Annotated in this window: 20 protein-coding genes; 4 read left to right on the top strand and 16 right to left on the bottom strand. The window is 59.8% G+C overall.

Going from position 1 to position 24,375, the window contains the following annotated elements:
- Positions 1 to 197 precede the first annotated feature (197 nt).
- The 5 genes from BSY16_RS00245 to BSY16_RS00225 form a co-directional block, all read right to left on the bottom strand.
- Positions 198 to 1,343, bottom strand: coding sequence for a helix-turn-helix transcriptional regulator (locus BSY16_RS00245; protein ID WP_353652369.1), 1,146 nt, complete (start codon positions 1,341 to 1,343; stop codon positions 198 to 200).
- Positions 1,344 to 1,382: 39 nt separating this feature from the next.
- Entirely contained in the window at positions 1,383 to 1,775 is a 393-nt protein-coding gene (locus BSY16_RS00240) for a hypothetical protein (RefSeq protein WP_069057810.1), read from the bottom strand.
- Between the two features lie 565 nt (positions 1,776 to 2,340).
- Positions 2,341 to 2,838 (bottom strand): DUF1269 domain-containing protein, encoded by a 498-nt coding sequence (locus tag BSY16_RS00235; RefSeq protein WP_069057809.1) that lies wholly within the window; start codon positions 2,836 to 2,838, stop codon positions 2,341 to 2,343.
- Between the two features lie 258 nt (positions 2,839 to 3,096).
- Positions 3,097 to 6,186: an efflux RND transporter permease subunit gene (locus BSY16_RS00230; protein ID WP_069057808.1), complete on the bottom strand. Its 3,090-nt coding sequence runs from the start codon at positions 6,184 to 6,186 to the stop codon at positions 3,097 to 3,099.
- Positions 6,183 to 7,289, bottom strand: a complete 1,107-nt coding sequence (locus tag BSY16_RS00225; protein WP_083242774.1) for an efflux RND transporter periplasmic adaptor subunit — start codon at positions 7,287 to 7,289, stop codon at positions 6,183 to 6,185. Before BSY16_RS00225 ends, BSY16_RS00230 begins: the two co-directional genes overlap by 4 nt.
- A gap of 566 nt (positions 7,290 to 7,855) precedes the next feature.
- Between BSY16_RS00225 and BSY16_RS00220 the strand changes: the two genes are divergently transcribed.
- Positions 7,856 to 8,995, top strand: a complete 1,140-nt coding sequence (locus BSY16_RS00220) for an alpha/beta hydrolase (protein ID WP_069057807.1) — start codon at positions 7,856 to 7,858, stop codon at positions 8,993 to 8,995.
- A 112-nt stretch (positions 8,996 to 9,107) separates the two neighbouring features.
- On the opposite strand, the gene BSY16_RS00215 is transcribed toward BSY16_RS00220, so the two are convergent.
- Genes BSY16_RS00215 through BSY16_RS00185 form a run of 7 tightly spaced genes read right to left on the bottom strand, consistent with a single transcriptional unit; the run spans position 9,108 to position 14,644 of the window.
- Entirely contained in the window at positions 9,108 to 12,203 is a 3,096-nt protein-coding gene (locus tag BSY16_RS00215) for a complex I subunit 5 family protein (protein WP_069057806.1), read from the bottom strand.
- The gene (locus BSY16_RS00210; protein ID WP_171902364.1) at positions 12,197 to 12,565 is read right to left on the bottom strand and encodes a sodium:proton antiporter; all 369 of its coding nucleotides are present in this window, start codon (positions 12,563 to 12,565) and stop codon (positions 12,197 to 12,199) included. The genes BSY16_RS00215 and BSY16_RS00210 overlap by 7 nt, the downstream gene beginning before the upstream one ends.
- Before the next feature lie 22 nt (positions 12,566 to 12,587).
- On the bottom strand, positions 12,588 to 13,286 hold the full coding sequence (mbhE, locus tag BSY16_RS00205; protein WP_069057805.1) for a hydrogen gas-evolving membrane-bound hydrogenase subunit E: 699 nt from the start codon (positions 13,284 to 13,286) through the stop codon (positions 12,588 to 12,590).
- A complete protein-coding gene (gene mnhG / locus BSY16_RS00200) occupies positions 13,283 to 13,630 on the bottom strand; it encodes a monovalent cation/H(+) antiporter subunit G (RefSeq protein WP_069057804.1) in 348 nt (115 codons plus the stop codon). Before mnhG ends, mbhE begins: the two co-directional genes overlap by 4 nt.
- Positions 13,631 to 13,633: 3 nt before the next feature.
- Positions 13,634 to 13,834 (bottom strand): hydrogenase subunit MbhD domain-containing protein, encoded by a 201-nt coding sequence (locus tag BSY16_RS00195; protein ID WP_286157231.1) that lies wholly within the window; start codon positions 13,832 to 13,834, stop codon positions 13,634 to 13,636.
- 47 nt (positions 13,835 to 13,881) lie between these two features.
- Positions 13,882 to 14,142, bottom strand: coding sequence for an MrpF/PhaF family protein (locus tag BSY16_RS00190; RefSeq protein ID WP_069057802.1), 261 nt, complete (start codon positions 14,140 to 14,142; stop codon positions 13,882 to 13,884).
- Positions 14,135 to 14,644 (bottom strand): Na+/H+ antiporter subunit E, encoded by a 510-nt coding sequence (locus BSY16_RS00185; protein WP_210187401.1) that lies wholly within the window; start codon positions 14,642 to 14,644, stop codon positions 14,135 to 14,137. Before BSY16_RS00185 ends, BSY16_RS00190 begins: the two co-directional genes overlap by 8 nt.
- 446 nt (positions 14,645 to 15,090) lie before the next feature.
- On the opposite strand from BSY16_RS00185, the gene BSY16_RS00180 reads away from it, so the two are divergent.
- The gene (locus BSY16_RS00180; RefSeq protein WP_069057800.1) at positions 15,091 to 16,812 is read left to right on the top strand and encodes a hypothetical protein; all 1,722 of its coding nucleotides are present in this window, start codon (positions 15,091 to 15,093) and stop codon (positions 16,810 to 16,812) included.
- 105 nt (positions 16,813 to 16,917) lie between these two features.
- Here the strand turns inward: BSY16_RS00180 and BSY16_RS00175 are convergent, their stop codons facing one another.
- The 4 genes from BSY16_RS00175 to BSY16_RS31300 form a co-directional block, all read right to left on the bottom strand.
- Positions 16,918 to 18,753, bottom strand: coding sequence for an SLC13 family permease (locus BSY16_RS00175; protein ID WP_069057799.1), 1,836 nt, complete (start codon positions 18,751 to 18,753; stop codon positions 16,918 to 16,920).
- A gap of 208 nt (positions 18,754 to 18,961) precedes the next feature.
- Positions 18,962 to 20,167: a M20/M25/M40 family metallo-hydrolase gene (locus tag BSY16_RS00170; protein WP_069057798.1), complete on the bottom strand. Its 1,206-nt coding sequence runs from the start codon at positions 20,165 to 20,167 to the stop codon at positions 18,962 to 18,964.
- 43 nt (positions 20,168 to 20,210) lie between these two features.
- Positions 20,211 to 21,758, bottom strand: a complete 1,548-nt coding sequence (locus tag BSY16_RS00165; RefSeq protein WP_069057797.1) for an AbgT family transporter — start codon at positions 21,756 to 21,758, stop codon at positions 20,211 to 20,213.
- Positions 21,759 to 22,001: 243 nt separating this feature from the next.
- Positions 22,002 to 22,238 (bottom strand): YMGG-like glycine zipper-containing protein, encoded by a 237-nt coding sequence (locus tag BSY16_RS31300; RefSeq protein ID WP_286157230.1) that lies wholly within the window; start codon positions 22,236 to 22,238, stop codon positions 22,002 to 22,004.
- 458 nt (positions 22,239 to 22,696) lie between these two features.
- Here BSY16_RS31300 and BSY16_RS32235 point away from each other — a divergent pair, with 458 nt between their 5' ends.
- Positions 22,697 to 22,870 (top strand): hypothetical protein, encoded by a 174-nt coding sequence (locus BSY16_RS32235; protein ID WP_171902363.1) that lies wholly within the window; start codon positions 22,697 to 22,699, stop codon positions 22,868 to 22,870.
- Positions 22,867 to 24,246, top strand: a complete 1,380-nt coding sequence (locus tag BSY16_RS00160; protein WP_210187400.1) for a GNAT family N-acetyltransferase — start codon at positions 22,867 to 22,869, stop codon at positions 24,244 to 24,246. Before BSY16_RS32235 ends, BSY16_RS00160 begins: the two co-directional genes overlap by 4 nt.
- Positions 24,247 to 24,375 lie beyond the last annotated feature (129 nt).

Raw genomic sequence — 24,375 nt, 5'->3', positions numbered from 1 at the left:
TGGAACAAGAGCCCGCGCGACGTAGACGGTTTTTTGAAGGCGATGGACAGATCAATTTTTCGCAGTGAACAGCTGCTGATGTCTCATGCGGGCGGCTACTCGGCAGCCTATGTGCCGGTAATGCCAGCTTCATTCCCAGCTAACCTGACATCACCTAGCCACATCGCCTGTGCAATGATCTCGACAGGAAACGCGATCTATCCCTGCAATCGGCGCAGGAGTACGCCCAACCGTTCCTCGTCGGTACAATCCGTTCGACGCTTGTCTTGCAGGCGTAACCCAGCGCTACGCCCTCCCCGCCTCACTTCGCTTGGGCTGTAACCAAACTCGCGCTTGAAGGCCCGGCTGAATTCGGCGCCATCAGAAAACCCATACTCTTCGGCGATTCTGAGAATGAGACGTTGGTCGTCAGAATCAGCGAGGGCGGAATGCGCATCGAGCAAACGGCGATGTCGAATATAGTGCATCACACCGCCAAACGGCTCAAAAAGGTTGTAAAGCCTTGTGCGTGAAACGCCGAGTTCCCGCCGCACCGATTCTACGCCCAATCGCGGATCGAGCAACTTCATCTGCACGACTTTCCGAGCCCTTTCGAGAAGCGCCCCGGTGATCGGCTCCTCAGCGCCCTCGATATTTTCGGGCGTCGGAGATACACAGGCAAGAATCATGGCGCGCGTGGCAGCCACCAACCCGGGCAGATCCTTCTGAGTAAGCGTGGGCAGTCGCTTGGCGACGCCTATCAAGTAGTCCGAAAATAGTCGCCCCATCCCAGTCTCGAGTTTCGAGAGTTCCGCAGAACCGAGGGCAAGCGCCGTTTCGTGGCCGAAATCACGCGGCACAAACAACATAAGCATCTCGCTATTCGAGACCTCACCGACAAACGGACGACCAAGCGTATGAATCTGGACCTCGCCAGGACCACATGCAAACGCCTTTCTCTCAGAGTCTGTCCTGATTTTTCCAGACCGCAACAGCGTTATCGTCCAGTGGTCAAGCGGGTCCCGCCTGACATGCCCCGGCAAGCTGGTGAAAGCGAGTTCGTCTGTGCTGATTTGCGCGAAGACGAGGCTCCCCAGATCCCAGAGCTTCTGCCTGCCGCGGAACTCCGTGGTTGTGTGATTGACCTGGGTGAGTTCGAGCATAGGCGCAAAAGTGTCATGCCAAGCAGCGAACTGGTCCGATTGCGCGAGCCCTTCAACCGAAAATTCGAAGGATGGCAGATGCGATGCCACCGCAACCCTATGCCCCGCCGAAAGTTCTTCGAGATGCATAGCGCCAGACACCCCGAGCGCCGGCATGGCGCTGGCGACAACGGCATGTACGTTTTGTTCTTCAGTCCGCATGGATTCTCCCCAAAATCCCGAAACCAGATGTGCCGATTTTCAGTGAAGTGCGGCCGTACCCTCCCTTGATGCGGCATCCATTTCGTCAAGCGTGATCAAATCGCCGACGGGAGGCGTTTTCGAAAAACTGTTGACCGCTTTTGCAAGCACCGACACACCTCCGCCGAAATGGACAGAACCATCGGCCGCAACTCGCAAAAAGGGCACGTGTTGTGGTTTGCCGCTCTTGTTCGCGGCCATAATCACGCGAGGCGGAGCTGCACCCCACGTCGCCGGACAGGCCGAAACGGAGCGGGCGGTCATTTCGAGTGGCGAACTCAGCTCGCAGCAGAGGTCGCGCTGTTCTATGGAAATGTCTCTAGCCGGAACGAAGGAAGGCGCAGAGCCTGCCGCCAGGTCGATTATCACAACAGAAAAGCAACACGCCGCCATTCCATTTCTCCCAGCGAATCAATGCTCCAAATCAGAGGGCTAACTGCGAGGCATAGCCGTACTTCTCGTTTGCATTTATCAACAATAACATGCCTTATTCATTGTAAAATCAAATTCTACATCAGAGAAGGCCCGTCAGTTAATGGTTGGCAATCACATCGAAAATTCAGTTTTTTGTATAGAAAAATATCGAGCCAATCCCTCTGCACACCACTAGCACAATTGTACTGCATATCTTTCGCAAAGATGTCCGAAAATCTATTTGCGGCAGACAGTCTAAGAAGCGAGATGTAGTTTAGTGCAAATGCGATCGCGCGCCGGTCCAGCTACGAGCGCACATCCCCACACGACGAGACGGTAAATACTCTGGCGAACGTACGCACCATCAGGCGCCTGACGCCGCACGCCAGAGTTTTGCTGTATTGCCTGCGCTGACATCACGGTCAGCGAGCATGACCCCGCCGGCATTTTGAAAGCGCTTCCTTACTCTCCTGCAATTGGCTTTAGCGGCGCGCTCCTAGTCAAACGTCGGCCCCATCGGGATACCGGTATTGAGTGCTAAAAATTACTCGGCTGACGCGGTCTTTTGCAATGCGTCGCGCAGAACCTGTTCCTTTGTTTCGTCGAGGGACGTCTTGAGGACCACGCCTCCGTAGCCCGCTATTTCCTTGAGGACCTTGTCGGCGGTCATCTCCCGGACCAGGACGAACAACGCTGCATTGCCCGGCTGAAGGTTGCCGGCAAGATCCTTCATGAAGGTGTCGTTAATGCCGACGTCTGTCAGCGCACCGCCGATGGCGCCGGACGCAGCGCCCACGGCCACACCGACGAGCGGATTGAGGAACAGAACGCCGATGAGCAATCCCCAGAAGCTACCCGACGTCGCGCCCGCCGCCGTGGTGTTGACCATTTGATTCAACTTCACTTTTCCATTGTCGGTCTTGACCGCAATGACGGCGTCCCCGAGTTGAATCAGGTATTCTTTTTGCAGCCCGAACAAGCGCTGGCGTACTTCCTCGGCTTTTGCTTCGGTGGGATAAACGATCGCGATCAAATCAGACATGGCCACTCCAATGACAAAAACTCTGAACACGCGAAATGCGCATGCCTCAAATCATATCGACGAATGACCGGAAGGAATTAGCGCAGAATCCTGCGATTGCGCATTGCGTCCCTCATTTGATGATGTTCTTTAAGTCGAACCAACCCTTGCATCCCCGGCCCGGTCACGCGAGAATCCGGCGCTTGATCCATTGTTTTTGCCATAGGAAATCCTCCTCAATTTGCAGAGGTTTTCAGATTGCGTCGCGTAACTCTGCCCTTAGCCCCCCGCTGCCACTGGGTGCGGCAGGGCCGCCTCTTCCCGGGCCGGTTCGGCTTCGGCCGGAATGCGGAACCAGAGAACATAGAGCGCCGGCAGGAAAATCAGCGTTAGGGCTGCAGCCACCACCAGACCGCCGATAACTGTGAAGGCGAGCGGTGACCAGAAGGGATCGCGGATAATCGGCAGCATGCCAAGGATCGTCGATCCGGCAGTCAGGAAGACGGGCCGCAGCCGTTGAGCTGTGACATCTATGACCCCCTCCCATGAGCGCCCCGCCTCCTCCATGCGCATGTCGATCTGGTCGATCAATACGACGGAGTTTCGGGTAATCATGCCGATAAGCGCGATCATGCCGAGCACTGCGATGAAGCCCACCGGCGTGTTGGTGATCAACATGATCAGCACGACGCCGATCAATCCCAAGGGCACGACGCTGATGACGATCAGCAGGCGCTGTACGCTCTGGAGCTGGAACATCAGCACGATCAGGATGATGACCCCCATCACGGGCAGCATTTCGACGACTGAACTCAAACCATCTTCGGCGCTTTCGACAGCTCCGCCGACAGCGATCGTGTAATTCGGGTTTGCCCGGCGCAGCTCGTCAATCTTCTCCTGTGCTTCCTCGACGACACCGGCCGCCATGACACCGTCCGACACATCGGCCTGCACGGTGATGGTGGTGGAGCCGTCGCGGCGCCAGATGATGGGTTGGGTCGTCTGGTAGTCGATCGTGGCGATGCTGGAGAGCGGCACCGTATGGTTCGGCCCTACCGGAATCTGAAGGGAGCGGAGCGTGTTGACGTCGATACGCTCCTCCGCCGTCGCCCGCGCGACGACATTGACGAGATAGATAGAGTCCCGGACCTGCGTGATCGGCAGTCCGGAGGCGGTCGCAAAGAGCATCTGGGCAATCACCGACGAATTCAGCCCGACCAGTCTCGCGCGGTCCTGATCGACATTGATGACGATCTTGCGAACCGGCTCGTTCCAATCGAGGTTCGGCTGAACCACGCCTGGTATCGTGGCGATGGCATCTGCGACCTGCCAGGCCACATTGCGCACGCCTGCGATGTCGCCACCACCGATCCGGTATTGAACCGGCCAGCCAACCGGCGGCCCCATCTCCAGCGGGGATACGCGCACAATGATATCCGGCAGCTTCTCGTCAAGTTCGTCCTGCAGACGCGCTTGCAGCGCTTCGCGCGCCTGAACGCTTTTGGCGATCACGACTGCCTGGGCGCGCCAAGGCGCAGAGGCCTGAAGATCCATCGAGAGATAGAACCGAACGGGGTCCGAGCCGATATAGAAGCTCCAATCGGCCACGTCCTCGTCGGCAGCGAGGATCTCTTCCGCCTTCGCGACAGTGTCAGCGGTTGCGTCCTGCGATGCGCTTTGCGGCAGCGTCAGCTGCAATATCAACTCGGGGCGATCGGATGACGGAAAGAACTGCCGGTTCATTGCCGAGGATGCAAGAAGTGCGACGACGAACAGCGCGACGGTGCCGAGAATGACGGCGACGCGCAGACGCATGCATGTGCGGAGAATGTTCTTGAAACCGCGAAGCAAGGCACCGTCCTCTTTCTTTCCCGATGCTGGAACGGATTTCAGCACTGCAAGGCCAACCACAGGAGTCAGCAATACGGCGACCAGCCAGGAAACGATCAGTGCAAAACCGATTACAAGAAACAGCGAGCGCGCATATTCGCCGGAAGAGCTGCTGGCGAAACCGACGGGAATGAAGCCCGCGATCGTCACGAGCGTGCCGGCAAGCATGGGGAATGCCGTCGAGGTATAGGCATGGGAAGCCGCCTTGACACGGTCATAGCCCTGTTCGAGCTTGGCCATCATGGTCTCGACGGTAACCATCGTGTCGTCGATCATCAGCGTCAGCGCTATGATGAGTGCACCGAGGGAGACGCGCTGCAGCGCGATGCCGGTGATGTCCATGAACAGGAATGTCAGCGCAAGGACGAGCGGAATGGAGACGGCAACGGCGAGACCGGCGCGCACGCCAAGTGCCAGAAAGCTGACGCCGAGCACGATCACGACAGCCTGAAGCAGCGATGTCGTGAAGCTGCGGATTGCCGTTGTGACGACAGCCGGCTGGCTCGCCACCTGCGTCAGGTTGATCCCTATCGGCAGGTCGTTCTCAAACGTCCGCATAGTCGCGGCGATGTTCTCGCCGAGCTGCAGGATATCGCCGCCCGATGCCATGGAGATGGCGATGCCGATGGCAGGCTTGCCCTTGACGCGGAACCGTGGCTGGGCCGGATCGACCGTGCCGCGCACGACGCTCGCGATATCTCCGAGCCGCACGAAGCCCGAGGACGTGGGTATATTCAGTTTGCGAATATCGTTCTCGTCCACGAGGCTGCCGGACACCTGCAGAATCGTTCGATCTTGCGCGGAGGTCATCAGACCAGATGGCAGAACGGCATTCTGCGCCTGGATCGTGCCGATCACGCTCGAGGCGCTGAGCCCTAGGCTCGCCAACCGTTCCGTCGAGAACTCGATATAGATCGTCTCGTCCTGGGTGCCGATCAGTTGAACCTTGCCGATATTGTCGATCGTCAGCAGGCGGGTACGTGCCTCGTATGCCCAGTCACGAACCTCACGGTCACTGAAGCCCTCCGAGGTAAAGCCGTAGATGATGCCGAACGTGTCGCCGAAATCATCGTTGAAGAATGGTCCCCGAACGCCCGCCGGCAGCGTCGCCTGAATGTCGCCGACCTTCTTGCGTGCCTGGTACCAGGATTCCCCAACCCGATCGGGCGGCGTCGAATCGTCGAGCGTCACGTAGATGACGGACTGGCCGGCAGTTGTCAGGCTGCGCAGATTGTCGAGGTGGGGAACTTCCTCCAGCGTCCGCTCAAGCCGGTCGGTTATCTGGTCGGTGGTTTGCTCGATCGTGGCGCCCGGCCAGGCGGCAGAAACGATCATTGTCTTGAAGGTGAATTCAGGGTCCTCGTCGCGGCCGAGATTGACATAGGAGATCACGCCGGCGATCGCGCTGAGAAGGAGGAGGAAGATGATGAGGCTTTGCCGCCGGATCGCCCATTCCGAGAGATTGAAGCCCTCGTTCATTGCACATTTCCTTCCAGAAGCCGAACCTTCATGTCCGGGCGCAACTGCTGAACGCCGGCGACCACGACCCTATCTCCGCTCGCCAACCCCTTGGTGACGAGGAAATGCCCCGTGTCGAAGCGCTGAACCTCGACAGGCACGAGCTTCGTCGTGCTGGTGGCAGCATCGACGACCCAAACAGCGGTCTGGTTGTTCTGGCTGAACAACGCTGCAATCGGCAGCCGCGCCACCGGTGCGCCGGCCAGCCGGATCGTGCCGCGAACGGCGCTGCCGAACCGGAAATCATCCGAAGCCGAATCGAGACTGACGCGAACCGTGAAGTTGCGGGTGATGGGGTTCGCGGTCGGCGCGATCTCCCGAACCGTTCCCGTCGCCTTGCTGTTGGCGTTGCTGAGGAGTTGCACTTCGACGCGCACGTCGCTGCCGGTCGACTGGATCGTCGATTCCGGCACCGCGAAGACAGCGTCGCGCTCCTGGAGTTGGGCGACGCGCACGACCATCTGGCCGCCGCCGACGACTTGCCCGACTTCGCCACCGATCGCCGTGACGACGCCATTGGCGTTCGCCGTGAGCACGCGGTTGTCGAGGTTCGTCTGGGCGATCCGCAGGCCGGCCTGAGCGGCATCAACGCCAGCCTGCGCCATGTTGGCTTGCGCAATAGCATTGTCGAGCGCCTGGCGCGTGGAGGTGCGTGGATAGAGCTGCTGGTGACGTGCGCGCTCGGTTTCCGCATTTTGCAACTGTGACTGGGCCGAAAACACGTTGGCTTCTGCCTTGCGCAACGCGTCCTGGGCATCCTCGGCATCAAGGCGGGCCAGAACGGTGCCGGCTTCCACAAGATCGCCGACATCGACATCACGCTCTCGGACCTCGCCGCCTTGCCGGAAACTGAAGCTCGTTTCCGTACGCGGGAGAATTTCGCCCACAAGCGAACCGAACGTATCCTCCGGATTGAATGACACGGTGACGGTCCTGACCGGTCTAGGCGGCAGGTCTTGCGCCTCGTCCTCGCCCTGGCACCCAACCAGGAGCAAGGCTGCCACAACCGTTGCCGCCAGGCCAAAGAAAGCGTTGTATCCAGAAGTTGCGAGACGTGTTTTCATGCCGAATTCTCCAGATACAATACGGCGCGACAGCCCTGCCGCCGCACATCGATCGTTAACGCAAATCATCGAAATCGAGAGTCAATCGGTCCACCGATAGTCACACGCCCTGCCAAGACATTTGCGGATCCGGCAGCCGCTGGCGAGGGTTCGGAGCGGCTGAATACGTCGAATGCTCCCATCGATCCCCGCAGCATCCTGATCAGCGTGGACGATTTAGGTTCTGCGCAGAAACCGAAGCCATTGGCCTTCCTCAATTTTTTCGCAGGCTTCCCCGTTGCGCAGCGATCCGAAACGCAGTGCCCATACTGGCACTATAGTGCGGTTCAAGGCGCGAAGTGATCAGCATAGAATCCCGTGCGCAGGCCTTGCGTCCAGATTTCGCAACCCATAAGGGCGGGTATCACGGGCTGACGAACTGAAACCCCGTGCATCACCTTGAAGGCGAGAACAAAATTGTTTCGCTGCAGTTGGGAAATGTACGAAATACGGCTTTGGGGCGGTTGCTAGCCCAGCGTATTACAGTTCATAGGATTGCAAGCCTGTCTGCCAACTTGAGTCGAATCATGTTCGCCGTACGACTGTATGTTCTTCTGATAGTACTGGTATCGCTGACGGGCTGTGGCGGCCGCGCCATTCTTGGCCCCCCGTTGGCATCCGGCGCGGAGCCGAAGTCTACGGAAAGCATCTACCTCGCGACCACGCGCGATCCTTCGGGCAATCCTTCCCTGCCCTATTCCTCGGGACGGTCGATGACGCTGAATTTTGCGAAACTCGACATCGGGATTCCCAGAAACCATGTATCGGGCAGGGTCGAGACAAGTAGCCGCTTGCCAAATCCGGCCAGGCATTTTGCCGCGCAGGCATACCGGCCGATCGACGGGAGGCTGCAATTCATCGCACAACTCGATGCGGCGCTAGCCCAGCGCGCACCGGAAGATCGCGAAATCGTCATCTTCATCCACGGCTACAACAACAACATTGCCGACAGCGTTTTTCGAAACGCACAGATTGCGCATGACTACAACATCAGGGCGGTTTCGCTCCACTATGCATGGCCGTCGGGCGGCTCACTCCCGCTCTACGTCTTCGATCGCGACAGCGCTATCTTCGGTCGGGCGGGACTTGCCGAGGCGATCGAAATTGCCGGGCAGACGAAGGCGCGCAGAGTTCTGTTGGTCGGGCACTCGATGGGGAGTTATGTTGTGATGGAGGCCTTGCGCGACCTGGCAATGACCGGCCGTCGCAAGACCCTGGGACGAATAGGCGGCGTGGTGCTTGCCGCTCCGGACATCGACGTCGATGTGTTCCAGAGCCAGATGCGCGACATCGGGACGCTCCCCAAGCCGTTCACCATCGTTGTTTCGCGGCGTGATCGGGCACTCGGAATTTCCAGGCGTCTGGCGGGCGGCCATGCGCGCGTCGGCAGCGGTTCCGACATTCCCATGCTGCAGGAAAATGAGATCGCCGTTGTCGATGCCTCCGACATCGATGGCGGCACGCACAACGTTTTTGCCAGCTCGCCGGCGCTGATGGATCTCGTGAACAACAACGAGCTGATGCGCAGCTTGCTCAGGGACGATCAGGGGCCTGCAAACCAGGCCAGCCTCGCCGATGGCGCATCCGTCTTCGAGGGGGCCGCATCGCTGGTCGTCTTTCTTCCAACACGCATTCTGGGCGGGATGGCACTAGCAGCCACCCGCTAACGCGTGTCGCGATCCTTCAGATTCACGCACACGCGCGTCTTTGCCTTGCGCGTCTCGTTCTCGCAAAACCGTTTCACACTTTAGCGCGGCATGCCTTAAGCTCACGGCCCGGTCAATCGATCGAGAAACTGTATGTGCCAAGCACATACAGGGAGACAACATAGCAGAGCACATGAAGTGCATATGTCTGGCCGTTTCCGGTGTAATTTCTACGGGCCACGCCACCCGCAGCGATCGTCAGATCGGATATCCCGCCCCAGAATGCGTTGGCAACCGGTGTCACGAGAGGCGTGAAGGCAATACGATAGAACGTGAAGAAACGGGCGATGCCCGCCGGGGCCGACGAGCCGCGCTGCGCCCTGTAGAGAAGCAGAAACGCTGCCAGAAGCACGGCCACAGCCGCCACGGTGACGACCATGACGGGAACGGGATTCCAGTAACCGTAGATGGTTTCGAGCGACATGCCCTGCCACACCAGCGTGGAGGCAAAATAGGGGTCGATTGCTTCGGAAACGGGATCCATGAGCAGCTTGGGAAAGAAAGACAACACCAGGATGCCTGCGAGCAGAACGAACTGCGGCAATAGCAGCGGCAGCGGCGCTTCCCGGATATCACGACGCGCGCCCCGCGGCGGAGCCAGAAAGACGGCATGCGCCAAGCGGAACATATAGAGGAAGCCGAGGAATGTCGCCACGACGGCGCAGACCACCAGCCCGTACCAGCCCTTCTCCATCATCGCGCTGATGAGCAGCCATTTTCCGCCAAAACCGGCCAAAGGCGGAAGCCCCGACATCGAGACCAGAGCAACGGTAGCGGTCACGAACGTCAGCGGCATTTTCCTGGCAAGGCCGCCGGTCTGCTCCAGAGACCTGGTCCCGGTTCGAAGGATGACGCCGGCAACGGCCAGAAACAGGATGCCTTTGACCATCAGATGATTGGCAACAAGGTAGAAGGCCGTTACCCAGCCGAGATGGCTCATCAGCGCGATTGCGGTGATGATGTAGCCGATCTGGCTCATGCTGGAATAGCCGAGCATGCGTTTCATGTCGCTCTGCTGAAGCGCCATCATCGCACCGGCAATCGTCGTCAGGACACCTATCCAGCCCATCACATGTGCCATTTCGAGCCCGACTTCAGAGCGGATGGCGAGGTAGGTGGTTATGAACAGGCCAAAGACGGCGACCTTACTGATGACGGCCGACAGCATAGCCGACAGATCGTCATCCGCTTCGGCATAGGCTCCGGGCAACCAGACGTGCACGCCGACGGCACCTGCCTTGATCAGAAAACCGACCGCCAGCAACATGAAGGCAAGTGCAGCGGCAGGGCCTGCAGTGGCGAAGGCCGCAAGCGCCGTGGTTCCGTTCGCGCTCGTCGCCATGCCGAAGCCCGCGAGCAGGCAAAACGCCGACACCAGGGAAAACAGGAGGAACGGCAGCGCGTAGGGATGAGCGCCACGCCCGAGCGTGATCAGGAAGTAGGAGGAAAGGGTTATGATTTCCCAATGAAAGAAAAATTCGAGACTGGTCGAGGCGCGTAGCAGGCTGACGATTGACAGCAACAACACCGCCATCATGGGATAGAAGCCGGGTCGCGCATCCGTGCGATAGAAACCGGCGGAGCCGATAACCAGCCCGCCGACCGTGAGCAGCACGGCAAACAACCGACCCGTACCCTCGATGTCGCGCGCGATCCAGAGGCCGACAAGGGACACCGCCAGCAGCAGCAACGCACATTTGATGCGGCCGGGAAGCCAATCGAGAGCATAGAGACCGGCGCCGATGCAAAGCGGCGCGACAAGCAACAAGGACGCGGTGTCCGCAAGACCCGCCGCCGCATAGCCGCTTGCCGCCAGCAACACGGCGCAGCCGATCACCGGCACCAGCCTTGCAAGACCGAGCGTCACCGGCGTTCCCTCATTTGTAGGCCGCATGGCCTGCTTGAACCACTGGAACATGTAGGCTGCTTCGAGCAGTGACCCAGCAAGGATGACGGCGATCCAGATGTATCGCTCGCCCGCGGCGACCTGCATGACGAGTTCCCACTTCGCCCAGAACCCGGGAAACGGCGGCAGGCCGGCAATCGCGACGAGAAGAAGGGCGAAGAGAGACAAAAGCAGCGGACGGCCGGCAATGTCGGACCAGCCGCCGATCTCCTTGCGGTTGACCACGCCGGCCAGCCAGAACAATCCGGCCTTGGCGAAGAAATGGTTGATAAACAGGCCGCCGGCCACCAGCGGCAGCGTCTCCTGCGCACCCAGCTGGTGCATCAGCGAAAGCGCAAGGCACAGCAGCCCCATTTGCGCAATCGAGGAGTAGCCCAGCATTCTTTGAACGTTGCTCTGACGCAACCCGGCAAGATTGGAGAAAAAGAAGGTTATCCCGCCTGAGATAGCGAGAATGCCGAGGTAGTCTTCAAAGAGCGGCAGCAGCTTGTAGAGCGCGAAGAACACGCCCGCCGACACGCCAACCGAAACAAGCGCGGCAACGCCGCTATTGGCCGTTTCGTAGACATCCAGCCCCCACCCGTTCGCCGGGAACGGCTTCAATTCGATCACCAGACAGGCAAGTACGAACAGGCACGCGGTCGTTCCGATCGGGCCGCTGATCAGTGCCCGGTTGGCGATCATCTCGTCGATGTTGAGCGTCCCGGTGACGTGGTAGAGCAGAGCCGACCCCAGCAGGAAGAAGGACGAGGCGATCACCGTCGCCATGATGTACTTGAAACTTGCGGCAAGTGCCGCCGGCGTGCGTTCAAATCCCAAAAGACCGTACGTCCCGATCGACACGATCTCGAGAAAGACGAACAGGTTGAACAGGTCGCGGGTCATCACCATGCCGTTGATGCCCATGATCAGGATCAGGTAGAGCAGCAGGGCTGGATAACTCGCGCGCAGACGGTCCCACACATGCCATGCGCCGAGCAGCGCAATGATGTTGACGCAAAGGGAAAAGAAGCCTTCCGCGGGACCGAAGCGCAGGTTGATCGAGAACGGCGGCACGCTGCCGGCCGTCAACACCTCGATCACCGGAGCGCCGTTGTGCAGCCGCCAGAGGCAGACGGCGGAAATCACCGTCATTCCCATGAGTGAGACGACGAACGCCGCCGCCGGGAGCGGTTTGGCGATCCGGTACAGCAACGGAATGAGAAAGCCGCCCCCAAGACCGAGAAGAAAGATATTCAGCGGCTGCAGGAGACTATCTACCATTTCGACTCCGTGAGAGCGTCGATCGAAAGCGTTTTGCTGGTCTGGTAGAGCCGGATTGCGAAAGACAGCATGATAGCGGTTACCGAAAAGCCGATGACGATGGCGGTCACGACCAGCGCCGAAGGAATTGGATCGACCGACAATGGGGTCGCATCCCCGGGACCGAGAAGCGTCTCGATGATCGGCGCGCTACCGCCGGTGATGTAGCCGGTTGCCACCATGACAATGTGCAGGCCGGTGTCCACCAGCGAAAAGCCGACGATGATGCGCAGGATATTGCGGTGCCTCAGGATGCCCCAGAAACCGGTCAGCACCAGGACAAAGCCTGTGGCGAGAAGTATCTGTGATACCGGCAATCCCATGGTGATCCCTCTTCCCTGATGCCTAGCTGCGAAACCGGTCAATGATGACACTCAACTCCGCACCGACCTTGATACCGAGCAAGGCTGATATGACCGGGATCGCACCCGCGCTGAGAAACGCCCCGAAATCACCACGCGGCAAGATCGTGCTATCGAGGAAGCCCCCCGCGAAAATCATGCCCAGGATGCCGATGGAGACATAGAGAACGCCCGCGAGCGATTCCGTGATGCTGAGAAAACGGTGGTCGATCGACCCGCGAGGATAGGCAAGCATGAACAACATGACGCCCGACGCGACGACGGCTCCGCCCTGGAACCCGCCGCCCGCCGAAAGGTGGCCGTTCATGATGACATAGGCGCCGAAGAGAAAAATCAGCGGCAGCACCACTTCCGCACCGTTTCGCACGAGTTCGCTCGGGCCTACGGCCTGTTCGCCCGGCGCGGTTTGGGAAGGCTCCTGCTCGCTCTTCCTGCCGCCAAGAAGCGTACCGACACTTGCCGCCACCATGAAAAGCACGGCGACTTCGCCAAGCGTATCGAAGCCGCGAAACGAGATCAGAATGCCTGTCACGATATTTGGCGCACCAAGTTCGCGGGGCACTTCGGTCAGATAGTATTGAGCCAGAGCGGACAACGTCTGGCGTTCGCTGTAGTCGCCGACAAGACCGGAAAAGACGAAGCCGAACGCCACAAGCACCAGGAGAGTGAAGACACGCTTCATGGCGCGACATCCTCCTTCTCCGTCTTGCTGTTTTCATCACGCAATGCATCGAACATCGTGGTCGACGTCATCGGTGTCCGGATCGCATAGGCCGCCCGCGACAGGGCGTGTGACGACAGCGGATTGGTCATCAGGATGAAGTAAGCGACGATCAGCAGCTTAAGCGCCCAGTCGGGATGGTAGATGCCGAGGCCCGCAAGAACCAGAATGTTGCCGAGGGTGGAGGCCTTCGTGCCGGCCTGGATCCGGGTATAGGTATCGGGCATGCGCAAGAGGCCGAGACCGGCGGAAAAGAGGAAAAACGCACCGACCAGGATCACGAAGCTACCGATCAGCTCAGCCATGTCTCACTCCTTCCCGCCGTTGGTTTTGCGGATGGTGTAGAGAAAAATCAGGGTCGCGAGGCCCGAGCCGATCGCCGCTTCGGCCATGGCGACGTCGGGTGCTGCAAGCAGCACATAGGAGACGGCGGCAAACAGGCTTGCGAGGCCGGCGCTGATCACCGCGGCCATGAGATTATCCAGCAGAACAGCCAAAAAACCGCTCACCAGAATACTGCCGCAGACCAACAGGACCAAAAGTTCCAGCACGATGACTACGGCCCCTTTTCCAGAAAGCGGGCGATCGCGAGAACGGCCAGGAAACTCAGCAGCCCATAGACAAGGGCTACGTCGAGATAGAGAAAGCGTCCCGACACGTGGGCGTAGAGCGCGATCATTGAAATCGAAACCACTGTCAGCATGTCGATGGCGACGACGCGATCGACAGCGGTCTTCCCGATGATCAGGCGCAACACGCCGAAGACGATGCTGAAGAAGATCAAAACAGCCGCGATCTGAAGAAGGGTGTCAGCCAAAGACAGCCCCTAGATGCTTTTCGAACGGCCCGGCGATCATCCCGGTCGCCTTTTCCGGATCCGTAGTCTTGACGTCGAGCCAATGAATGAACATCGCGTCGTCCGTGATGTCCATGACAAGCGAACCAGGCGTGAGCGCAATCGAATTGGCCAGCGCCACCCTGCCGATCGGCGACCTCAGCCGAACGTTGATTTTCACGATGCCAGGACGGATGTCGATGCGCGGAGCATAGACATAGCGTATCATCTCGATGTTGGCCTTCACCATTTCGACACAGAACACGCCCGTATATGCAAGGAAATGAAGGGCCTTGCCGGGCGTCATCTCGATGCGCCAGACATCGGTTCTTCGAACGAAGATCCACGACAGGACCAGGGATACAAGCGCGCCGCTTGCAACGACCGGAAGCTCCACGGACGCATTGATCACCAGCCAGACGGCAAACAAAAAGACCCAGAGGAAAACCAGGCCTCGCGGCAGGTCCGCTACACGCTTTCGCATTTTTCCTTGGTCTGCAGACATCGCCCAGGCTTTCAAAATGCGGTCTTGGATGCTTGGGTCCTACTGACGTTGGCTTAGTCCGGCGCGTCCCCGGCTGCGGCTAAGAACAGATCCCAGTCTCAAGCTTAGCACCACGCGCAGCGAGCTGTGATCAGCATAGAATCCAGAAACTATACCTCGGGTCCGGTATGTCGTTTCACTGCACGCTTTTTGCCGTCGGCTGAATGTGACGGGGCCGATGCCCCTTGACCCGCGCTGAAAACGGATAAATCAATCGGGCTCAAGGCAAAACAGACCACGAAAATCGGTCTGCCGCGACGTTGGCGAAGAAGCGCCGTTCCTGTCGCCTCGCCGGAAGCTCGGAGACGACAGCCATTCCGGGACTGTCGTGGCGAGAGGAAAGACCGCATGATGAAACGGGCCGGCATCGAACGGATATCCAACTCATGAACGAGAAAGCGGGCGCCGGAGCCGCAGTTGCCGCCGCGTACGGCCTTGCCAGTTTTGAGCCGCTTAGCGCCGCAGAAACCAAGATCGCTGCCTATCTGAGTTCTGGTGATTTCGACCGGCTGGGCGACGGCTTGCTGCCGGAGAGCGATGATCCCGAGCGCACCCTGCGTGCAGAACTTTTGCGCTTTCTTATTCTGGGCAACAACAACTACCATTCCCACGAGAAGGGCGTGAGGGTCAGTGGTGCCTGGGTGACGGGCATACTCGATCTGGAAGGTTGCCGGATCCCGCGCGACATCGGGTTAAAGGACTGCCGGTTCGAAGCCTCCCCGATTCTGCGGTCCGCGATAATCGACAATCTGTTCCTCGACGGCTCGGTCTTGCCAGGTCTGCAGGCCGACCGGCTCGAAGCGCGTGGTTGCATCTCGATTCGCGGCGCGACCGTGACCGGAGAGATGAAGTTTTCTGGGGCTCGCATCGGCGCCAGCTTCGAGGCCGATGGAGTCTCGATTACCTCGCCTAACACAACAGCCCTCGATGCCGGTGGCCTGGAAGTAAGGGGTGGCATTCTCCTGCGCGGCGCCAACGTGCAAGGTGGCATCAATCTGTCGGCGGTGCGCCTCGGCGGAGACGTCAATGCGGTTGGTGGCCGGATCGAGCGGTCCGGCGAAGTCGCGCTGAACGGCGACGCGATCGTGGCCGGCGGCGACTGCGCTCTCAGAGGGGCGACAATTGTCGGCGAAACCAGGCTGCTTGGCGCTCGCTTTCGCGGCGACATCGATTGTTCATCGGCCAGTCTATCCCAGCCAGGCGGGTATGCGCTGAGGCTCAATCATGCCACGATCGAAGGCGCATTCTTCCTCCGGCAGGGCGCTTCAATCGAGGGCATGCTCGATCTGACGGCAACGACCATCGGTGCAATCGACGACGACCAGGAAAGCTGGCCGCAGACCGGCGATCTGCTTCTGAACCGGTGTCAGTATGGCGCAATCATCGGCGGGCCGGTGGATGCGACAAGCAGGCTTGACTGGTTGGCGCGCCAGACGCCGGAACGATGGAAAGCGGATTTCTGGCCGCAACCCTACGAACAGCTTTCGACGGTGCTGGGGGAGATGGGTCATGAGGAGGACGCCCGCACCATCCTGATCGCGAAGGAGCGGCTGCAACGGCGCGCAAGACGAGCGCGGGCAAAAAATCCAGCCTTGCGTGCTGGCCTGGCATTCAGGGATGGAATCCTTGCCATAACCGTCCGCTATGGACGCCAGCCTCTACTGGCCCTGCTTTGGCTGATCCTGTTCTGGGCGATTGGTACCGGGGTGTTCGCCTTCGCCCAGCACAACGGCGCCATTAAGCCCAACAGCCCGGTTATCCTGCGTTCCCTCGAATGGACGATGTGCGGTCTCGAACAAACCGAAAACCGCTACATGCCATCGAGCAGCCAGACCTTTCCTGGACGGGCATTGGCCGGGCAGAACCAGCTCTCCTGCTTCCGCGATCAACCCGAGGCGTCGAGTTACCCGGAGTTCAACTCCGTGATGTATTCGCTGGATGTTCTGTTGCCGGTGTTGTCGATCGGGCAGAAAGAGTACTGGAGGCCGGACCCGACGAAGCCCTATGGATCGATGACACTGAACTACTATTTTTTCCAGTCGGTGGTTGGCTGGGCCTTGAGCCTGCTGGCGGTTGCCGGGTTCTCCGGGCTTGTCAGGTCGCGGTAGGATCTGCCCCTGGCAGGCTGTGCCACTGTAAGCCGACCCGAGAGGTCCGCTCAGGAAATCGCTCGTGAAAAGCCCGTCGATCCCCGCTGAATTGTAGCTTGTGCCTCAGAAACTCCAGATCAGCGGAACGAGAAAGACGGCGACGACGAAGAACCAGATCAGAAGCGGCAATCCGAGTTTCCAATAGTCGCTGAAGGCATATCCACCCGGCCCCATCACCATCAGGTTGGTGGGCGTTGCAATCGGCGTCAGGAATGCGGCGGCGGCGGCGACCGCCGTGCTCATCAGCACCGGGCGCGGAGAAATGCCCATTGTTGTCGCAGCAGCCACGCCGATCGGGATGACGATGAGTGCGGTCGCTGTATTGCTGATCAGCTGCCCCATGATTGCCGTCAGGACGAACAGTCCCGCGAGCAGCGCAACGGGGCCGGCGTCGCCGACAAAATTCACAAGGTGCTCGGCCATCAGCTTGGCAGCCCCCGTCTCCACCATGGCCGTGGAAAGCGGCATCATGGCGCCGACAAGGATGACGGTTGTCCAGCCGATGGCGCGATAGGATTGCTCGACGTTCATGATCCCGGAAAGAATGATGGCTCCGGCGGCGAGAAGGCCAGCCACAGCGGGCGGCACGATGCCTGTTGCCAGAAGCAGAACCATGACGACCAGGATGGCGATTGCCTGATACGCGCCCGGTCCCATGGGGACGGCCTGGCGGCGTACCAGTTCAGGCGAGTTCACCACCAGCACATCAGGGTCATCGAGATGAATGTCGAGGGCCTTCCATGTTCCCTGCAGCAGCATCGTATCGCCTGCCTGCAGCACGATCCCGCCAGAATCCCTGGTCGCGCTACGCGCGGTCATTTCCTCACCCGCCCGCTGCACAGCGAGGACGATGAGATCCCCGCTTTCCGTGACCATTCCCGGAAACACACTCTCGCCAATAAGGCCTGAGCGCGGCGGGATAACGACCTCGGCGAGACCCGAGCTGCGATTGAACAATGTCTCCTCGCCCTGACCGACGGCCTTCTCGTCGCGAAACGCGAGATGTTTTTCTGCCGCAAAGGCGGCGGCCGTCTCGGCATCGCCACGCACCAGCAAATGATCACCCTCGGCGATCAAAGGCCTGCGGAGCGGCCCAGCAGTTTCTCCCTCCTGAATGGCGACAAGCTGCAGCCCCGGAATGGCCGAGAGGTCAAACCCGGACGATGGCGTGCCGACATAGGGCGAACTCGCACGCACGCGCATCTGGTAGATGCCGCTGGCGAGGCCATATTGCTCAACCAGCGTCGTAGCGTGGCGGCTGAAATCGGCGGGCATGGTGGCGCCATCGCGCTTGGGAAGAAGTTTCTCTCCGAACAGAATGATGATCGCCATGGTGCCGGCCAGAAGGGGCACGCCCACCAGCGCGAACTCAAAAAACCCAAAGCTGCCAACCCCGACGTCTGTCGCAGCATCGGAAACGAGGACGTTCACGGGTGTTCCCGTCAGTGCCAGCATCGAGCCGGCATGGGCTGCGAAGACCAAAGGCATTAGCAATTGCGAGGAGTTGCGCTTGAGCCGGACGGCAATGACCACCACCACTGGCAGCAACGCGGCAACAGCACCGTTGACGCTGATCAGCGCGGTCAGCAGCGCGACCAAGCCCATCGTGAGAAGCAAAAGACGCGTGCGGCTTTCTTCCCCTGCGCCACGGATCAGAAGCTGACCGGCCCAGGCGGTGACACCGGTGACTTCGAGCCCGGAGCTGACGACGAAGAGCGACGCGATGAAGATGACCGCTGGATCGCCGAAGCCGCCGAGCGCTTGGCCAAGCGTAAGCACGCCCGTCCCCCAGAGCGCCAGAGCGGTGGCCATGGCAACGAGGACGACCGGCAGCTTGTTCCAGACGAACAGGACGACGACGACAGCGATGATGGTGGCTGTATATGCAATCGGGCTCAAACGCTCCGCTCCTTGTTCTGACTTGCCAGGTCCACCAAAACCGTGAGTGGCATAAGGACTGCACGGTGCCGGCCACCATACATCCCGTATACGCAGTAAAATCGCCGCTCGAGCCTCACCCAAAAGCCGGGTGAGGCGTGTCTTAACGAAAGCGCCGAAGGCACTTGATGTCGCGGTTCACGGCCAGAAAAGCCGTGGCCCCGCGATGTTACTGGTCGTCAAGCGTGGCCAGAAGAATTCCGAGGCGGCAACCCTTCTCGAACTCCGAGAGGTTTACATACTCCTTGATAGTATGGATCTCCGCCTGCCCGGCTCCAATGGTAATGGTGGGAACGCCGTGCTTGTCGAGCCAGTTCGCATCCAGCCCGCCATTGGAGAATACATAGACGGGCTCGATTCCGAGTATCTCCATCGCCTTGGCGGCGCGTTTGACAATCGCGGTGTCCTTGCCCAGTTCAAACGGTGGGTAAGCCGCGGTTTGGGTGAACGCCAGCTCGGCCGTCTCCCCTTCGTGATCCCGCACCTCGGCCTGCGCCTTGGTGAAAGCCTCCCTGTAGCCATCGGCGATTTTCGTCGCGAAGCTTGCTTCCGGGCTGCGGGCTTCCCCCTTGATATAGGCATAGTCCGTAACGACGTTGGTCGCGTCACCGGCTGGCTTGTTGTCCTTGCCGCCGAAGATGCCGACATTGCTGGTGCCGCGGCCATCCGGCTTGACCACCTTGCCGAACCAACCGGCATTCCGTGCCTCGGCAAGAGCGATCGCACCAACCATCGTAGCCGAGATGCCCTTTTCCGGCGCCACGCCGGCATGGGACGCGCGACCAACGATCACCGCCTCCCAATTTTCCTGCCCAACGGCGCCAATGATCAGGTCCGAAGCACTCTGGCCATCAACATTGACGCACATCGTCGCGCCACCCAGATCGCCCGGGTTTAGCTCGCGGGCCCCATGAAGTCCGCTCTCCTCGCGCACGGTGAAAAGCAGAGTGATTGGCGGATGCGTGAGCTTGTGCTTGAGAAGCGTCTCGGCGACCACCACGAGCACCGCGACGCCGGTGCGGGCGTCTCCACCAAGGGCGGTGGTGCCGTCGGAGACGATGCGGTCACCCTCGCGTCTCGGCTTTGCGCCCGCGCAGAGCGGTACGGTGTCGAGGTGTGTGGAGAACAGAAGCCGCGGCCCCGGGCGCGTTCCGGGAAGATCCACGATAAGATTGCCCGTTTCCGTGGGCAGGGGAATACGCGCGTCGGCATCATCGAAACGGATCGCCGACTTCGGCACGCCTATTGCCTGCAAAGCATCGGAGACGGCCGCGCCGATATTCGCTTCCTGCCCTGTAATGCCTTCGACGGAGAGAAACCGCATGAGATGTTCTTCTGCCGCGGCGACGTCCAGTGGAATTGAGGTGCTGCTCATGGTGTTCTCCAACTATTTGAATTTGACTGGTGACCTGCCGCCGTCACAACCCCCAAGGCAATCCGAGTGCCTTCCAGATCGCAAACAGGCCTGTCCAGAGGACGAACATCCACACGACATAGGGGAGCATCAGGGAGACAATCGTGCCCACGCCTGCGGACTTGTCGTATTTCTGGGCGAAGCCGACGACGAGAGCAAAGTAGGCGTTGAGCGGGGTAATCGCGTTCATCGGTGAATCGCCGACACGATAAGCCGCCAGGACAGCCTCCGGCTCTACCCCGAGCTTCATCAACAGCGGTACGAAGACCGGGGCAAAGATTGCCCATTTCGCGATGGCGCCCGTCAGCAGCAGATCGATGATGGCAACCACGACGATGAAACCGAGCAGCAAGGGAAGCGCGCCGATATTGGCGGCCTGAAGAACGCCCGAGAGGCTGAGCGCCATGACCGTCCCGATATTGGTGTAGGTAAAGTAGGAGACAAACTGGCTGAGGACGAAGAACAGGAAGATGGTGCCACCCATGTTCTTGATCGACTTTTCGATCGCCGCGATCACCTCCGCCAGGGTGCGCAAGGTGCCCGCGCCAATGCCGTAGGTCCAGCCTGTCACCAGAAAGACCAGCATGATGAGGGCGATGAGGCCGTTCATGAACGGCGAATTGCCGATCAGTTCGCCGGTATCGGGATTGCGCAATGGCGCTCCGGCGGGAAGCGTCAGAAGCAGGAAAACCACGACGAGGCCGATAAGCCCGAACAGTGCGAACCGCAGTCCACGTGATTCCTCAGCGGACAGCGTTGCCCCCTGGTCCTGAACGGCGCCGTTCGATGTGTCCGGTTTATACTCGCCCAGCCGCGGCGCGATCATACGATCCGTGATGAAAGCAATGACCACTGTGAGAAACAGCACCGAGGCGATGGAAAACCAGACGTTCGACGCAAGGCCGATCGAAACTGTCGGATCGACCAGGCGCGCTGCATCGTTGGTGAACTCCACAAGGACCGCATCGAGCGGTTTGATCAGCATGTTGACCGTGAACGCGCCGGCCACGGCGGCAAAGCCGAGGGCGAGGCCGGCAAGCGGATGCCGTCCAACCGCGAGGTAGGCGACGCCGGCAAGCGGAATGAGGACCAGGTAACCCGCATCCGCTGCGATGCTGGCAATGATGCCGACAAAGGCGAGAATGTAGGTCAAAGCCCAGCGCGGCGAGACGATGACGAGCTTGCGGATGAGCGCCGTGACCAGGCCGGACTCCTCGGCAACCCCAGCACCGATCATGGCGCCGATCATCAGCCCCACCGCAGTGAAGCTCATAAAGTTGGGAATGAGCGAGGAATACATGAAGCGTATCCCCTCGACATTCAACAAACTGCGTATGCCGGTAGACGCTGTCTCGATCGCATGTGTCTCGGGATTAATCTGCTCGTAGGTGACCGACGCCCCGAACGCACCCAGAACGGCCGACAAGACGATGACGATGCCGATCAGGATCAGGAAGATGACGACGGGGTGGGGAACCATGTTGCCCACCTTCTCGACACCGTCGAGGAATCTTTGCATCGTGGTCTTTGATGCGGCACTGGCGGTAGCCATTTTTGCCTCCATTAAGCCTGAGGATCGCGCCCGAGGCGGTCGTTCGAGTTGAAATCAGGTTCGGCCAGTGGTCAAAAACGAATCGAATGGGCAACCCGCGATTGGGGCGCATGCCAAGCGCCGGATCGTTCAAGGGGTGGACGCACTCGCATAACTGGATTTAAAACCGGGATGACCGGTCGCTACCCCAGCTATCCGTGTCGTTAGGCAGAACGAGACCGCCATTCCGCCTCGTTCACAGGATCAGTGTCGACGGGATGCGAGATAGCGTCGACCGATGCGATCGAAGTAATAGCGACCGGCCACATTGCCGATTACGGCACCGGAAACACCTCCAATGGCCGCTCCAACAGCAGCGCCTCGTACATCGGTGGTAATGGCTCCGCCAATGATGACGCCCGATGCTGCACCGACACCCGCTCCTCTTTCCGTCGCCGTGCAGCTTGCAAGCGATAGGCCGGCGAAGGAGACCGGAAGCACTTTTTCATCGCCCTCTCCCCTGTGATGCTCACCAAACCTCAAGATTTCTCCAGAAGCCACTGACGCCGTCATTGCGAATATAGTGGCGCTAGTTCTTCTGTGATCAGCGCAGAATCCAGAAACTAGGCTCTGGGTTCAAATTTGACGCCGACGCGGAACCCGCAATGCCACACGATTTTGGCTGACGGCCCCTCGGTTCACGATGACCTGCAACCGCCAGAGCACCGAACTGCCCGTCCATACAAAACAAGATGATGCCAGGTTAAATCCACCAAGCGTATTTTGGGACAGATGTAGTTGAATCAGGCGGCCACGCCTGCAATGGCCTTCCGGGTGCGATGGCCTTCAAGGAGACGCAGGTGGACGATGAGGGCTGAGTGTTTCGAACGAGGCAGAACAAAGAGATTTCGGACCCCCACCGGATCGCCAAGAGCGGCCAACAGAAAGGTCGATCGACCATGAGCAAAGATGCTCTTCCACCCCTGCCGGCCGATGCGCCGGGTGCGCCAAACTTCCGCTACCGTGAACAGTACGGCGTGGTTCTCGTCTGCGACGACGAAGCCTCACAAATTCGCCTTTTCGAAACGCTTAACGACATCAAGAAATCGAAGATCAAGGTGGTGGTGACGTGAGGATTGCCATTGCCCATTCATCTCCGGACTTCGACAGCTACCGCGCGGCGCGCGTTAGAAGTCTGTTCAACATCGAGGACGCCCACCGCTTCAATCTGGAGGTGGACTTGCCGTTAGAGGAGCCGTGGAGCCTCGGCCTGGTTGTCGGCCCGTCCGGTTCCGGCAAGACCTCCATCGGCCGGCAGTTCTTCGGCCGCGAACGGTTCGCGGATTTCGCGTGGCCCGCCGACCTGCCGCTTGTCGACGCGATCGGGCCGGCGCTGCCGTTCGATGACGTGACGGCCGCCCTATCGGCCGTGGGGCTCGGTTCCGTGCCGAGCTGGTTGCGCCCGCACCACGTTCTTTCCAACGGCGAGCAGTTCCGGGCGGCTCTAGCCCGCATACTGTGTGAGCGGCCGGCCGAGATCGTCATTGACGAGTTTACGAGTGTCGTTGACCGGCAAGTGGCGCGCATCGGTGCCATGGCCTTCGGCAAGGCGTGGCGGCGCACCGAGGGTCGCGCCGTGCTGCTCTCGTGCCACTACGACATCATTGACTGGCTTCAGCCGGATTGGGTGCTCGACACCGCAACGGGTGCATTCACCGGGAGGTATCTTCGGCGACGACCGGAGATCACGTTGGAAATCCGCAAGACCGGCTGGGAATGGTGGCGATATTTTGAGCCGCATCATTATCTAAGGGTGCCCCGAGCAATCGCGGCCCGCTGTTATGTCGGGTTCGTTGACGGTGAACCCGTCGCGCATGTGGCGATGTCAACGCGGCCGGGCTTGAAGGAGGCCCGCGCTTGCCGCCTCGTGGTGATGCCGGACTGGCAGGGCGCCGGCATCGGCCTGCGGTTCTTGAATAGGGTTTGCGCTTCGTGGCGGCGCGGAGACAATCCGTACAGCCGGCCGATGCCGACCTTGGTCAACACCTCGCACCCTGGTCTCGCGAACGCCCTTCGCCGGCATCCGCTATGGGCGCAGGTTTCGGCCTCGCTTTACGGATCGAACAAGGCCCGCAGGCGGAGAAGATTTCGCGCTCGGCTGGCCGTATCAAAGCTGGCTATGGTGGGCATTTCAGGAGCGTGCAGGGGTTTAGATACATTGCATAATTGGCTGCCCAGTTTGGGTGCAGTCGATGCTGGCTCCGAAGCGAGATGCGGTTGCAACGCCGTCCAACCCTCGACAAGCCCGACGCGTCCTATGTCGATAGATCGACAATCTGAAAGTGAGTGTTTACCTTTGGTTGCGTCCCATTTTGCAAGGTCGGCCAATGCTCTTAGAACCCATTGCTCCACATTATTTCGTCCTAAGCGCACGTGTGATTATGAACGCACCGCGCCGTGTTTCACGGCTTCCACCTCAAAGGCTCATTATCTGCCGCTCAACCATTGAAAGCCTCATCAGACACCCATTTAATCGCCGAGGTGCTAAAGAGCTGACTGCTTACGTTGATCACCTCGTCACGCGAGGTGCGCAAATACTGGAATCATCCAGCGCCCCTCTTCCGTTCAAATAGGTTTC

The organism is Sinorhizobium sp. RAC02 (assembly GCF_001713395.1).
In the GTDB taxonomy this organism is placed as follows: domain Bacteria; phylum Pseudomonadota; class Alphaproteobacteria; order Rhizobiales; family Rhizobiaceae; genus Shinella.
Note: the sequence above shows the minus strand (reverse complement) of the source record. Positions and strands in the feature narration are given on the sequence as shown.

Coding starts and splice junctions, on each gene's coding strand:
- BSY16_RS00245 (WP_353652369.1), bottom strand. CDS start 1,343: ATGCGGACTGAAGAACAAAACGTACATGCCGTTGTCGCCAGCGCCATG.
- BSY16_RS00240 (WP_069057810.1), bottom strand. CDS start 1,775: ATGGCGGCGTGTTGCTTTTCTGTTGTGATAATCGACCTGGCGGCAGGC.
- BSY16_RS00235 (WP_069057809.1), bottom strand. CDS start 2,838: ATGTCTGATTTGATCGCGATCGTTTATCCCACCGAAGCAAAAGCCGAG.
- BSY16_RS00230 (WP_069057808.1), bottom strand. CDS start 6,186: ATGAACGAGGGCTTCAATCTCTCGGAATGGGCGATCCGGCGGCAAAGC.
- BSY16_RS00225 (WP_083242774.1), bottom strand. CDS start 7,289: ATGAAAACACGTCTCGCAACTTCTGGATACAACGCTTTCTTTGGCCTG.
- BSY16_RS00220 (WP_069057807.1), top strand. CDS start 7,856: ATGTTCGCCGTACGACTGTATGTTCTTCTGATAGTACTGGTATCGCTG.
- BSY16_RS00215 (WP_069057806.1), bottom strand. CDS start 12,203: ATGGTAGATAGTCTCCTGCAGCCGCTGAATATCTTTCTTCTCGGTCTT.
- BSY16_RS00210 (WP_171902364.1), bottom strand. CDS start 12,565: ATGGGATTGCCGGTATCACAGATACTTCTCGCCACAGGCTTTGTCCTG.
- mbhE (WP_069057805.1), bottom strand. CDS start 13,286: ATGAAGCGTGTCTTCACTCTCCTGGTGCTTGTGGCGTTCGGCTTCGTC.
- mnhG (WP_069057804.1), bottom strand. CDS start 13,630: ATGGCTGAGCTGATCGGTAGCTTCGTGATCCTGGTCGGTGCGTTTTTC.
- BSY16_RS00185 (WP_210187401.1), bottom strand. CDS start 14,644: ATGCGAAAGCGTGTAGCGGACCTGCCGCGAGGCCTGGTTTTCCTCTGG.
- BSY16_RS00180 (WP_069057800.1), top strand. CDS start 15,091: ATGAACGAGAAAGCGGGCGCCGGAGCCGCAGTTGCCGCCGCGTACGGC.
- BSY16_RS00170 (WP_069057798.1), bottom strand. CDS start 20,167: ATGAGCAGCACCTCAATTCCACTGGACGTCGCCGCGGCAGAAGAACAT.
- BSY16_RS00165 (WP_069057797.1), bottom strand. CDS start 21,758: ATGGCTACCGCCAGTGCCGCATCAAAGACCACGATGCAAAGATTCCTC.
- BSY16_RS32235 (WP_171902363.1), top strand. CDS start 22,697: ATGAGCAAAGATGCTCTTCCACCCCTGCCGGCCGATGCGCCGGGTGCG.